The organism is Streptacidiphilus carbonis, from assembly GCF_000787775.1.
Lineage (GTDB): Bacteria > Actinomycetota > Actinomycetes > Streptomycetales > Streptomycetaceae > Streptacidiphilus > Streptacidiphilus carbonis.
Window position 1 is genome coordinate 11206 of sequence record NZ_BBPM01000043.1, and the last position, 12742, is coordinate 23947.

A 12742-nucleotide genomic window follows, 5' to 3' on the forward strand; every position below is an offset into this window, starting at 1 on the left:
CAGTTCATGAACATGAACAGACTGATGCCCTGCTGAGGAGCCCCATGGACCTCCACGCCGTACTCACCCCGCCGCTGTCCTTCCCGCTGACGCCCTTCACCGAGGACGACGCCCTCGCCCTCGACGTGCTCGCCGTCCATGTCGAGCAGCAGGTGGCCGCCGGTACCACCGCGGTGTTCATCGCCTGCGGCACCGGGGAGTTCACCGCCCTCAGTCGCGAGGAGTACCGCGAGGTGGTCGCCCTCGCCGTGAAGACCGTGGCGGGCCGGGTGCCTGTGTTCGCCGGGGCCGGCGGCGGACCGGCCGTCGCCCGCGAGTACCTGGCCGACGCCGCCGACTGCGGCGCCGACGGGGTGCTGCTGCTGCCGCCGTACCTGGTCAGCTCCAGCCCGGAGGGCGTCCTCGGCCACATCCGCTACGTCGTCGGCGACAGCCCGCTGCCGGTGATCGTCTACCAGCGCGCCAACGCCCGGCTGAGCCCGGCCACCGCGCTCGCGCTGCTGGACCTGGAGCAGGTGGTCGGCCTGAAGGACGGCCTCGGCGACGTCGAGCAGATGCAGCGGATCGTCGCCACCGTGCGCACCAGCGGGCACAGGCGCGCCCGCTCCTTCTACTTCCTCAACGGGCTGCCGACCGCCGAGCTCTCCGCCCGCGCCTACCGGGCCATCGGGATCGGCAGCTACTCCTCGGCCGTCCACTCCTTCGCCCCCGACCTGGCCCACGGCTTCGCCCGGGCGCTGGAGTCCGGTGACGACGCGCTGGTCGACGCCCTGCTGGCGGCCTTCCTGCTGCCGCTGGCCGATCTGCGCGACCAGGTCCCCGGCTACGCCGTCTCCCTGGTCAAGGCCGCCGCGGTGCGAGAGGGTCTGGCTGTCGGACGGGTCCGTCCACCACTGGTCGAGGCGGCGGAGGAGCATGTGGACGAACTGGTCCGGCTGATCGCCGCCGGACGGGCCGTCCTGGCCGCCGCAGCCACCACCGCCGCGGTCACCACCTCGTCCAGCGCTGCCGAGGAGTCCAAGTGAAGATCCGTCAGGTCACCGTCACCCCGGTCGCGTTCCACGACCCGGCCCTGCTCAACGCCGTCGGCGTGCACGAGCCCTACGCCCTGCGCAGCATCATCCAACTGCACTGCGAGGACGGCGTGGTCGGCCTCGGCGAGTCCTACGGCGACGACGCCTTCCTCGCGCTGCTGGAGGCCGCAGCCGAGGCGGTCACCGGGCTGGACGTGTTCCACCTCGGGCTGATCGAGCAGGCCGTCAGCCGCGCCGTGGGCAGCGGCGCCTTCGCCGACAGCCACGGCCTCACCGGCGGCTCCTCCAGCTCCAAGACCGTGCTCTCGGTCTTCTCCGCCTTCGAGGTCGCCTGCCTCGACGCTCAGGGCAAATCGGTCGGCCGGCCGGTCGCCGACCTGCTCGGCGGCGCGGTCCGGGACCGGGTGCCCTTCTCCGCCTACCTGTTCTACAAGTGGGCGGCCCACCCGGGCGGCGAGGAGGACGAGTGGGGCGCGGCGCTCGACCCGGACGGGATCGTCCGCCAGGCGCGCCGCATGATCGACCGCTACGGCTTCGGCGCCGTCAAGCTCAAGGGCGGGGTGTTCCCCCCTGAGGAGGAAATCGAAGCGATCCGCGCGCTGCGCGCCGCCTTCCCCGACCTCCCGCTCCGGCTGGACCCCAACGCCGCCTGGACCGTCCCCACCTCGCTCAAGGTCGCCGCCGAGCTGGAAGGTGTGCTGGAGTACCTGGAGGATCCGACCGCCGGCATCGAGGGCATGGCCGAGGTCGCCCGGCAGGCGCCGATGCCGCTCGCCACCAACATGTGCGTGGTCGCCCCCGAGCACCTCGCCCCCGGGCTGAAGCAGCAGGCCATCGGGGTGCTGCTGTCCGACCACCACTACTGGGGCGGGCTGCGCCACTCCCAGCAGGTCTCGGCGCTGTGCGCCACCTTCGGCGTGGGCCTGTCCATGCACTCCAACAGCCATCTGGGCATCAGCCTGGCCGCCATGGTCCAGCTCGCGGCGGCGACCCAGCACCTCAGCTACGCCTGCGACACCCACTGGCCGTGGAAGCGCGAGGACGAGGACGTGATCGTGCCGGGCGCGCTGGCGTTCAGCGGGGGAGCGGTGGCGCTGCCCACCGGACCCGGCCTCGGGGTCGAGCTGGACCAGGACGCCCTGGCCCGGCAGCACCGGCTGTACCTCGACTGCGGGCAGCGACGCCGCGACGACACCGCGTACATGCAGCGGTTGCACCCGGGTTACCAACCGCACACGCCGGGTTGGTGAGGCGGGAGCCACCCGTGATTGTGAAGGGGTTTTGGCGTGATCGGTACAGGACTGCGACAGACACGCGGGACCACTGCCCACCCTGATTGGCTAGAGTCACCTGCCATGGCCGACTACCAGAACCCCCCCGTCGAGGACCCGTCCGCGAGCACGCAGATGTTCCGGGCCTTCGTCGACGACCCCCAGCCCAAGCCCGCCACCGCTGCCAGCGAGAGCAGCCGCACGGGTGTCATCGCGGTCGGCGTGATCGTCGTGCTGGCGATCATCGCCGGCGTGGTCTTCCTCGCAGCCAAGTAACCGCACCGCCGCCAGTCGCTCCACAGCCTGCTCCGCACCGCCCGCCGACCGGCGCCGCCCACCCCGCAGGGGCACGCCGGTCGGCGGTGTGCTGTGCTGGGCCCTGCACGTGCGCTGACCGTGCAGCACGCGAACAGGGTGTACAGGGTGCAGGGGAGACAACCGACGTGACCGAGTCGTCATCGAGTTCATCAGACCACCGCGACGACATCCGGGCCCGAAGCCTCGGCCTCAGGGCCGCCGCCAACGCCCGAGACCTCGGCGGCTACCGCACCGCGGACGGCCGCACCGTCCGCACCGGGGTCGCGCTGCGCAGCGACGCGCTGCACCGGCTCGCCGACGGGGACCTGGACGTGCTGACCGCGCTCGGGGTGCGCCAGGTGGTGGACCTGCGCGGGCTCAACGAGGTCCAGGAGAACGGCAGCGACCGGCTGCCGGAGGCCGTCCCGGCCGGCGCGGACGCTCCGGTGCGGCTGGTGCACCTGCCGGTGTACTCGGCCGAGCACGACATCTACATCGCGCTGCGGGACGTGCTCGCGGGCCAGGACGCCGCCGCCCAGCACGCGCTGCTCGGCGACGGCGGCGCCGAGCGGATCATGACCGAGATGTACGGCTGGTTCGTCACCGACCCCGCGATCCGCGGGATGTTCGCCCGCACGGTCCGGCTGCTGGCGGACCCCGACGGCGTCCCGCTGCTCTTTCACTGCACGGCGGGCAAGGACCGCACCGGGTGGGTCGCGGCGATCGTGCTGACCGCGCTGGGGGTGGACCGCGAGACCGTCTACGAGGACTACCTGCTGACCAATGTGCGCTCGGCCGCACTGATCGAGCGGATCATGGAGGTGTTCGACGCCAGGGGCGTGATGTCGGACCCGACCCTGATGCTCCCGGTCATCCGCGCGGAGGCCGGCTACCTCGACGCCGCGTTCGCCGCTGTCGCGGCGGGGTGGCCCGACTTCGACGCGTTCCTCGCCGAGGGGCTCGGTCTGGACGCCGCGACGCTGGCCGCCCTGCGGAAGAACCTGCTGGACGGCTGAAGCGGGCTGAAGCGGTTCTGCAGCGTTGCAGGGTGCGGACCGTAGCGGGCTTGTCGCGCAGTTCCCCGCGCCCCTGGGGGGTGCAACTGACCCACTGTGGTTCAGTTGCAGTCCCATAGGGGCGCGGGGAACTGCGCGACAAGCCATGCACACGCCGCACGTTTCGCAGTACCTTCAGCCCTCGGAGATCAAGCCCTCGCGCAACTGCGCCAGCGTCCGGGTCAGCAACCGCGACACATGCATCTGCGAGATGCCGATCTCCTCGCCGATCTGCGACTGCGTCATGTTCCCGAAGAACCGCAGCATGATGATGCGACGCTCGCGGGCCGGCAGCCGTGCCAACAGCGGCTTGAGCGACTCGCGGTACTCGACGCCCTCCATCGCGGTGTCCTCGTAGCCGAGGCGTTCCGCCAGCGGGCCGTCGCCGTCCTCGTCGGTCGGGGTGGTGTCCAGGGAGCTCGCGGTGTACGCGTTGCCCACGGCGAGGCCCTCGACCACGTCCTCCTCGCTGACGCCCAGGCAGGCGGCCAGTTCGGCGACGGTGGGCGAGCGGTCCAGCTTCTGGGCCAGCTCGTCGCCGGCCCGGGTGAGCGAGAGCCGCAGCTCCTGGAGCCGGCGCGGAACCCGCACCGACCAGCTGGTGTCGCGGAAGAACCGCTTGATCTCGCCGATGATGGTCGGCATCGCGAAGGTCGGGAACTCGACACCGCGCTCGTTGTCGAACCGGTCGATGGCCTTGATCAGGCCGATCGTGCCGACCTGGATGATGTCCTCCATCGGCTCGTTGCGGCTGCGGAAGCGGGCCGCGGCGTAGCGGACGAGCGGGAGGTTCAGCTCGATCAGGGTGTCCCGGACGTAGGGGTGGTCCGAGTGCTCGGGGGTCAGCGTGGCGAAGCGCTGGAACAGGCTGCGGGAGAGGGAGCGGGTGTCGAGCCCGGCCTCCGCCTCGATCACGGCCTCGGTGACTTCGACGTCCGTGCTCTCGACCTCTGCCGCCCGGGGGGCGGGGAGGACTGCTGCGTGGGAGTGAACCTCAGGGCTGCCCAGTTCAACGGACACGCTACCCCCTCATGGTGACAAAACCGCCGCTGCCCGAGTCGACAAGGCGACGACTCGATGTACCTCCACTGGGATACCGGCTCAGCATCCATCGCAAACCCCAACACGACCAGACGTCACGCGACGGTAACGCGCTGCAATGCGGGCTATGGAACAGAATGTGACGGAATGTCACCAGGTTGCGGACGGCCCGCGGCGGGCTCCGGAATCAGGTCTCCCAGGCGTTGCTGCTGCGTAGCCGGGCGAAGATCCGTGCCAGCAACCGGGATACGTGCATCTGCGACATCCCGAGCTCGGTACTGATCTGCGACTGCGTCAGATTGCCGAAAAAACGCAACATCACAATCTGTCGCTCCCGGTCCGGCAGCTGGACCAGCAGATGCCGGACCATGTCCCTGTGCTCCACATGGGTGAGGGCGGAGTCCTCGTAGCCCAGCCGGTCGAGCAGCGCCAGGCCGCCGTCATGCTCCTGGGTGGCCTCCAGCGAGGTGGCGTTGTAGGCGCGGCCGGCGTCCAGGCAGGCCCGGACGTCCTCCTCGGGGATCCGCAGGCTGGCGGCGATCTCCGGGATCTTCGGCATCCGGCCATGGGCGACCGTCAGGTCCTCCATGGCGGCGCTGACCTGGACCCACAGCTCCTGGAGCCGCCGCGGGACGTGCATGGTGCGGACGTTGTCGCGGAAGTACCGCTTGATCTCGCCGAGGATCGTCGGCAGTGCGTACGTGGGGAACTGAACGCCCCGGGTCGGGTCGAACCGGTCGATGGCGTTGATCAGCCCGATGGTGCCGACCTGCACCACGTCCTCCATGGGCTCGCTGCGTCCCCGGAAGCGGGCCGCGGCGTATCGCACCAGCGGCAGGTTGACCTCGATCAGCGCGGCCCTGACATGGTCGTACTCCGCAGTTCCGGGGGTGAGCTCGGCCATCCGTTCGAAGAGCACGCGGGTGAGGGTGCGGACGTCCACGCGGCTGGAGTCGACCGGCGCGGGCGCCGCCGGCGCATCACCCTCGTCCTTTGCGCTCCCCTGTGTCTGCACCGACACGCCACCCCTCGCGAGCTCCATGGAGGCGCAACGCGTGCCCCAGTCCACCATCTGGCAAACCGGTCATAGCATCACAAGAGGGATGCTATTCGGGCAAGCACCACATATGGGTGTGTTGATCTCGGGGCGGCATCCGGGGTCGCCGTCCAGGCGGCCTCAGACCTCGATGTCGGCGATCACCCAGGTCGCGAACTCGCGCCAGAGGGCGACGCCGGCCTGGTGCGCGGGGTGGGTGAGATAGGCCTGCAGTGCCTCGGCGTCGTCCACCAGGCTGTTGATCGCATAGTCGTACGCAATGTCTCGAACCGTCAGGTTCCAACCGCACTGCCATTCGCGCAGCTCGTCGATCTGCTCGCCGAGCCCCTCGAACGCCTCGACGCCCGCGAGCACCCGCGGCTCGTCCTTGGCGACGCCGTCATCGAGCTTGAAAAGGACCAGGTGGCGGATCATGTGATGACTCCTCGGGAGGTGGTGTTCGACCGCCCGAGGTTACTTGACCAGGCTGGACATGAACGTCCCCACCGACTTGGCCGCACTGGAGATGCCGGTGAAGCCGACCTGGACCAGGTCAGCCGCCCGCACCGGTGACGTGATGATCGTATAGAGCACAAAGATGACCAGCAGATACATCGCGATCTTCTTCGCCTGCCCCATGACCCCGCCCGCCTCCCAGCGCCCCACTCCTATGGCCGAAGCTTAGTGCTACCGCCTTCGCCCGTGTTCGCCATTCCCGGGCCGGTCCCACCCGCCCCTTCGGCACCTCTGTCAGGACTGCTCGTTGTAAGGGCGCGGTGAACCCGAAGGGACCAAGGTCCGTCCGGAAGGGGCCGCTCGCCACGTGCGCCGGGGCCCTCCGTGCAGGAGAGTAGAAGGTGTACCGAGCGGGTCTGGCAGGAACCTCCCGGTACACGGACCGGAGTCCCCGCTGTGGGACCGGCCGACGCGGCACTCCCCCCGACCGCGACGGCCGGTTGTGGGACTCCGCCGGGGGAGCGGCCTGTCCCCCCATGGCCGCTCCCCCCTCCATCCGAGCACGAGCCCCCTCCCCGGGTACCGATGGTCACCACCCGGGCGCAGGGGGCTGCGGCATGCCTGGGGCGTCAGAGCGCCAGGGTGCAGACCACCGAGGGGATGGCGGCTGACGGGGCGGCCTGGTCGAGGGCGCCGTCGTCCAGGATCCGCAGGGCCGCGACCGTGCCGCTGTGCTGGTTGGCCACCAGCAGGTGTCCGGCGACCAGGTCGAGCCCGCGGGGCCAGGCACCGCCGCTGGGGGTCTCCGCGATCGGCTGGAGGGCGTCGCCGGAGACCCGGAAGGCGGCGACCGTCTCCGCGCCCCGGTTGGCCACCCAGACGTAGCGGCCGCAGGGGGAGGCGACGATGCCGGCCGGCTGGTTGGGCACGTCCGCGGCCGTGGTGGCGGGGACGGTGGAGACCTCGGTGAAGGTGCAGGCGGCGGGGTCGTAGCGCAGGCCGGTGACGGAGGAGGAGAGCTCGTCCGCCATCCAGGCCAGCTCGCCGCCGGGGGCGAAGGCGAGGTGGCGCGGCCCCGACCCGGCCCGGAGGCGGTTGGCGGCGACCTGCTCCAGTGTTCCTGACGCGGTGTCGAGCCGGTAGCCGAAGACCGTGTCGGCCCCCAGGTCCACCGCGAGCACGAAGCGGCCGGCGGGGTCGGTGATCACCTGGTGCGCATGGCTGCCCTCCTGCCGACCGGCGACCGGGCCACTGCCCTTGTGCACCGCCACGTCGGTGAGCTCCACCGGGAAGCCGTCCGCGTCCAGCCGGTGCACGCCCACGGTGCCGGGGACGCCGTCGCTGCCGTAGTTGGCGGTCAGCAGCCAGCGGCCGCCGGGGTGGACGCTCAGGTGGCAGGGGTTGGCCCCGCCGCTGGACAGCGGGGAGCCCACCGGGGTCAGCGTGCCGTCGGCCCGCTGGGCGAAGGCGCTGACGGTGCCGGTCTCGGACTCGTTGGTGCTGTAGACGACCTCACCCGAGGGGTGGGCGGCCAGAAAGGAGGCGCCGCTGACGGGGATCGCCGGCAGCGCGGCGTCGACCGCCACCCCGCCCGTCTCCGGATCGAGCCGCAGCGCGGCGAGGCCGACACCCTCACCGCCGGTGTCCGGGGTGTAGGAGCCGGTGTGGACGAGAACGCCGGTGGGGGCGGGGAGCGCAGTCATGGCATCAGTGTCCTCGAACCGGCGCGATCGGCGCCCGTAGGGGGTGGCCGAACCGCCGCCGCGATTCGGCCACCCTCTCCCGTCAGAGGTTCTGGTGGCTGACGAGGTGGTGCTGGGCGTTGTACTCGTCCAGGGACTTCTCCTGGAGGTTGCCCGGGACGACGAACGCGTAGGCGGGGGCTTTGGATCCCGGCAGCAGGGCGACCCGGGTGGTCAGGGTGGAGCCGTCGCTCAGCGTCATGGTCGCGCTGACGACGGACTTCGCGGGTTGCCCGGTGAAGACCCGGGCGCTGCCGGCGTTGTCCAGCCCCCTGTCGCCGTACATGCCGGTTGAACCCGGGTGCCATCCGGACGGGTTGGCCTCGCATTCAAACAGCTGGGCGATAGTCCGGCCGTCCGTGGAAGCCCCGACGGTGAAGGCGGAGTAGCCCTTCGCCTGCGCCTTCCCCGCCGTGGGGGCGCCGGCACCGCTGGTACCGACCGCACCGCTGGCACCGCTGGTGCTGATGGCGCCGGTCGCGTCCCCGGACTTGTTCCGGGCCGCACCGCTGCTGCTCGGACCGTCCGAGAGCGCGGGTTCGGCAGGGAAGCCCGGCAGGTCGCTGCAGCCGCTCGGCGCGACCGGGTAGTAGACCGCGAGCACCCACCAGGTCCGGCCGCCGGCGGCGCCCTTGCCCAGGACGACGGTCTGCGGCGCCGGGACCGACGAGGCGGTGGCCCGGCCGGTGCCGGCGGCGGCCTGCACGACCTGCGGTCCCGGGAGGGTCAGCGGTACCGCGACGGCGGCGGCCACCGCGCAGGCGGCGGTCGCGGCCAGTCCGGCGCGTCGGCGGGTCCGTCGGGCCCGTCCGGCCCGCAGGATGTCGACGACGGGCGCGGGGCGGGGCGTCCGACGGTTGGCGGAGTCAGCGAGCGCCGAGCGGAGAGGATCGGTCATCACAGGGCTCCAAGGAGGTCGTCGGCCTGTCCGGCGAGGTTGGGGTCGGTACGCAGCCGGGCCAGCGCGCGGGACGCCTGGCTCTTCACGGTCCCGGTGCTGCAACCGAGTTCATGGGCGACCTGCTCGACGCTGAGGTCCTCCCAGTAGCGCAGCACCACTACGGCCCGCTGCCGCTCGGGCAGCGCCGCGAGCGCCGCGACCAGCACGTCGGGCTCCTGGTCGGCGTCCGCAGGTGCGGAGGTGTCCGGCAGGAACGGGGTGAGCAGCTGGACGACCCGCCGTCGGCGGACCCGGCTGCGGTTGTTGTTGACCAGCGCCTGGCGCATATAGCCGGCCACGGTGTCGTCCCTGATCCGGCGCCACTGCGGGTAGGCCTTCGCCAGCGTGGTCTGCACCAGGTCCTCGGCCTCGTGGAAGTCGCCGGTGAGCAGATACGCCGTCCGTACCAGCGCACTCCACCGGGCCGCCACGAACGCGCTGAACCGGGCGTCGTCCTCCCCCCGGTCCGCCCGGGCTCCGGAACGGTCCTCCGTACGGTCTCGGGCGGCTCTGACGGCTGTCTGTTGCACGTTGCTCCCAGCGGGCGAAGGTGAGTGAGGCGAACGGAGATCCGCACCGAACCTCCACCCACCAGTACTCCGCACCCGCCGAACAGGTTGCACGCCCCCGCCTCAGCGGGCGGTACGCCTTGTCGTACCAGGGTTCACCCCTGCCCCGGGAGCACCCTTCTGACCAGCAGTAACGTGCTCGCGGGCGGAGTCGGAAGCTGTGAGTCCCGTTCTCTTCCGCCTTCGCGGGTTCGGTGCGACTGTCGCGTCCATGGCATCCAATTCACCCTCCTCGCCCCCGTCCGCCGCATCCCCGCCCACCCCGTTACGGCGCAGCCGCAGCCGCAGCCGCAGCCGTCGCCGCGCCGCGGCTGCGGCGACCGCGCTGGCCCTCGCCGCCGCTTTGCTGGCCGGTGCGCAGGTCGGTGGGGCCACCCGCAGCTCCGCCGCCGGTGCCGCCACCCCGCTCTGGTTCGACACCGCCACCGCCGACCAGGTCGTCGTCGCCACCGACGCCAGTGGCGCCCCGGTACTGCGCGACGGCTACGGGCGCGAGGTGGTGCTGCGCGGATTCAACGTCTCCGGTGAGACCAAGCTCGCCGAGAACGGCTACCTCCCCTTCGCCTCCCGCGCCGACGCCGACATCGCGGCGACCGCGATGCGCCGGCTCACCGGCGCCGACCTGATCCGGCTGGCGGTGTCCTGGGCCGGTGCCGAACCCACCCCGGCCGGGGTGGACACCGCCTACCTGGCGTCCCTCGCCGACCAGATCCGGGCCTTCACCTCGCGCGGCATCCGGGTCCTGATCGACTATCACCAGGACCTCTACTCCCGGGCGCTGTTCAACCAGGGCAGCTGGTACACCGGCGACGGCGCCCCGGCCTGGGTGGTCGCGGCCGGCGGCTACCCGACCGAGTCCTGCGGGGTCTGCGTCTCCTGGGGCCAGAACTACCTCACCAACGCCGCGGTCACCGACGCGCTCCACGACTTCTGGCACAACCGGACGCTGACCACTTCGGCCGGATCGGTGGGCGTGCAGACCGCCTTCCTCGACCAGGCCCAGGCGTCCATGACCTACCTGCGCACGCACCTCGCCGCGAGCGACTTCGCCCGGATCGTCGGGGTCGACCCGTTCAACGAGCCCTCGGCCGGCAGCTACGACTCCGGCCAGACCAGCACCACCTGGGAACGCGACCTGCTCTGGCCCTTCTACCAGCGCTTCCGCGCCGCGATGGACACGGCGGGCTGGCAGTCCAAGACCGCCTGGGCCGAACCCCTGGCCTTCTGGAACGTCAACGTCAACGTCGGCGGCACCTCGCAGCCCGGCGGCTTCCCGCTGGTGTCCTCGCTGGGCAGCGGCTATGTCTTCAACACGCACTACTACGACGCCAAGGCGCTCAGCGGCATCCTGATGCTCGGCAAGGCCGCCGACGGCCAGTACAGTTCCACCTTCGCCGGATTCCGGCAGCGGGCCGCGGCGCTCGGCAGCCCTCTGGCGGTCACCGAGTTCGGCTACCCGCTCACCGGCTACACCTCGGACAAGGGGCCGAGCGTGGAGAAGGCGACCTACCAGGCGCTGGACTCCACCGCGACCGGCGCCGCCTGGTGGGGCGCGGCCGCGAACGGGGCGACCACCGGCACCGTGCTCTCCGGCACCCAGTGGCAGTGGGACGTCTACAGCGGACGGCACCACGAGCTGATGAACGACAACCCGAGCAAGGTGGAGACCACCGGCGACGGCTGGAACGGCGAGGACTACTCGATCGTGCAGCAGAGCATTAGCGGCGGGGTCGCCCTCCGGGTGGACCAGCGGCTGGTCGACCGGGTCTACCCGCGCGCCGTCTCCGGCGACGCCCTCGCCTTCACCTATGAGGACCTCTCCCGCGACAGCGGCACCACCATGCGCTGGAACACCGTCCCCGGCACCATGCCGAACGTCGCCGCGCTGCTCGCCACCGGCGGCCCCTATGCGGTGCTGACCTGGCGCTCCGGCAGCACCGGTGCCCCCACCGAACTCCATCTGCCGGCCGCCTTCGACCCCGCCACCACCACGGTCGTCTCCGACCTGGCCACCCTCCGCGGCCTCCCGGCCTACACCGCGACCGGCCAGGTCGCCGACCACCCGGTCGCGGTCGCCCCTGACGAGTCCGGCGACGGCACCTACCGCCTCCTCCTCTCCACCCCGACCCAGCCCGGCACCCTCCACTACGCCCTGATAGCCGCGGCGGCCCCCGACTCCGTGCCCCAGCGCACAGCCGCCGCCCAGGAGTTGGCCTCCTGGGCGGGCACCGGCTGAGCTCAGCGGCCGAAGTATCCGTCCAGGTCGCCGACCTAGGCGTTGGCGCCGACGGCCCCCTTGCCGACGCCGGTGCCCGACCTGGTGTCGAACATGGGTCTGGCGGCCACGCGCTGTCCGTGTCAGTGGCAGTCGGAGTCGATGGCTGTCGGCATGTCAGGGCAGTCGGTGCAGGCGAAGATGAAGAAGCTGCCGTTGTCGCCAAAGGTCAGGTCAAGCGGGTGCCGGTTGGCCTGGGCTGCAGGTGTTCCGGTCGCAGAGGGGGCCTCCGGGCCGCCGGTGTAGCCGGCGGTGGCCCACTCCTCCCGGGGTATCCAGTGGCGGTCGCCCTCGTCTCCCATGAGGCACAGCAGGTGCTGCATGCGGCTGCCACAGCCGGAGCAGTCGGGCCACTGCGGGTCCTGGGTCCAGAAGGGGTAGCCGCCGACCTTGCAGCCGAACACCTGGAGCACCTCCCACATGCTGCGGCCGTCGTCCACCTCCTCCTCGAAGTAGGGAGCGTCGTGCTCCTCGAAGAGGGCGAGCAGTTCCTCGGGCGCGTCCTTGTAGGGGTAGTCGACGACCTGCTCGGGGGAGACGGTGCACGGGATCGGTACGTGCAGGCCGTACGCCAGCGGCTGCGGTGCGGGCGCGGCGGAAAGGGTCTCGCCGATCGCGGCCGAGTCGCGCCACAGCAGTACCGGTTCGTGCAGCGAGTGTGCCTCGTCGTACGGGCACCAGAGCAGTTGAAGCACGTCGGCACCGGCAGGGTGCGGGAGCTGGGGGACATCACTGGTCAACAACTGCACGACGGGGACCAGCGGCACCGGATCGGTGAAGTCCGACTCCCAGGAGCGCTCGTGCACCGGATACGGGCACATGGGCCAAGGCTCGTCAGCGGGCCACAGCAACATCCCGCCGAGCGAGCTCTGAGAGGCCGTCGGCTCACCTCTCCGCGGATGCAGCCGGATCGCGGGCAGTGCGAGTGGAGCGAGCGCCGGGTACTCCTGCTCGACGTCGACGGGACGCGGCGCGGTAGTGCGGGACATGGGCGGGGCTCCTGACAATGGTGCTCGACCGATGACC

The 12742-nt window shown here is 71.4% G+C and carries 13 protein-coding genes; 5 read left to right on the top strand and 8 right to left on the bottom strand.

Features of this window, described 5'->3' with window-relative positions; all coding sequences use genetic code 11:
* Positions 1-44 precede the first annotated feature (44 nt).
* From TR46_RS27220 to TR46_RS27235, 4 genes are all read left to right on the top strand, one after another.
* Entirely contained in the window at positions 45-1025 is a 981-nt protein-coding gene (locus TR46_RS27220; protein ID WP_152626697.1) for a 5-dehydro-4-deoxyglucarate dehydratase, read from the top strand.
* The gene (locus tag TR46_RS27225; protein WP_042406073.1) at positions 1022-2284 is read left to right on the top strand and encodes a glucarate dehydratase family protein; all 1263 of its coding nucleotides are present in this window, start codon (positions 1022-1024) and stop codon (positions 2282-2284) included. Before TR46_RS27220 ends, TR46_RS27225 begins: the two co-directional genes overlap by 4 nt.
* Before the next feature lie 105 nt (positions 2285-2389).
* Entirely contained in the window at positions 2390-2581 is a 192-nt protein-coding gene (locus TR46_RS27230; protein ID WP_042406076.1) for a hypothetical protein, read from the top strand.
* A 167-nt stretch (positions 2582-2748) separates the two neighbouring features.
* Positions 2749-3618 (top strand): tyrosine-protein phosphatase, encoded by an 870-nt coding sequence (locus TR46_RS27235; protein ID WP_052433131.1) that lies wholly within the window; start codon positions 2749-2751, stop codon positions 3616-3618.
* A 174-nt stretch (positions 3619-3792) separates the two neighbouring features.
* On the opposite strand, the gene TR46_RS27240 is transcribed toward TR46_RS27235, so the two are convergent.
* The 7 genes from TR46_RS27240 to TR46_RS27265 all read right to left on the bottom strand — a co-directional run bounded on the left by TR46_RS27240 (position 3793) and on the right by TR46_RS27265 (position 9303).
* The gene (locus TR46_RS27240) at positions 3793-4677 is read right to left on the bottom strand and encodes an RNA polymerase sigma factor SigF (protein WP_042406077.1); all 885 of its coding nucleotides are present in this window, start codon (positions 4675-4677) and stop codon (positions 3793-3795) included.
* 208 nt (positions 4678-4885) lie between these two features.
* On the bottom strand, positions 4886-5719 hold the full coding sequence (locus TR46_RS27245) for an RNA polymerase sigma factor SigF (protein WP_042406078.1): 834 nt from the start codon (positions 5717-5719) through the stop codon (positions 4886-4888).
* 156 nt (positions 5720-5875) lie between these two features.
* The gene (locus tag TR46_RS27250; RefSeq protein WP_042406080.1) at positions 5876-6169 is read right to left on the bottom strand and encodes a Dabb family protein; all 294 of its coding nucleotides are present in this window, start codon (positions 6167-6169) and stop codon (positions 5876-5878) included.
* 39 nt (positions 6170-6208) lie between these two features.
* On the bottom strand, positions 6209-6373 hold the full coding sequence (locus tag TR46_RS43250) for a hypothetical protein (protein ID WP_169790673.1): 165 nt from the start codon (positions 6371-6373) through the stop codon (positions 6209-6211).
* A gap of 446 nt (positions 6374-6819) precedes the next feature.
* On the bottom strand, positions 6820-7893 hold the full coding sequence (locus tag TR46_RS27255; RefSeq protein ID WP_042406083.1) for a lactonase family protein: 1074 nt from the start codon (positions 7891-7893) through the stop codon (positions 6820-6822).
* An 82-nt stretch (positions 7894-7975) separates the two neighbouring features.
* Positions 7976-8830, bottom strand: a complete 855-nt coding sequence (locus TR46_RS27260) for a hypothetical protein (RefSeq protein WP_042406085.1) — start codon at positions 8828-8830, stop codon at positions 7976-7978.
* Positions 8830-9303: a SigE family RNA polymerase sigma factor gene (locus tag TR46_RS27265; RefSeq protein ID WP_236655538.1), complete on the bottom strand. Its 474-nt coding sequence runs from the start codon at positions 9301-9303 to the stop codon at positions 8830-8832. The genes TR46_RS27260 and TR46_RS27265 overlap by 1 nt, the downstream gene beginning before the upstream one ends.
* Positions 9304-9652: 349 nt before the next feature.
* Between TR46_RS27265 and TR46_RS27270 the strand changes: the two genes are divergently transcribed.
* Complete coding sequence (locus tag TR46_RS27270; RefSeq protein ID WP_084718969.1) at positions 9653-11677, top strand: cellulase family glycosylhydrolase; 2025 nt, start codon at positions 9653-9655, stop codon at positions 11675-11677.
* Between the two features lie 122 nt (positions 11678-11799).
* Here TR46_RS27270 and TR46_RS27275 read toward each other — a convergent pair whose 3' ends face one another.
* Entirely contained in the window at positions 11800-12705 is a 906-nt protein-coding gene (locus tag TR46_RS27275) for a YwqG family protein (protein WP_152626698.1), read from the bottom strand.
* Between the last annotated feature and the right edge of the window lie 37 nt (positions 12706-12742).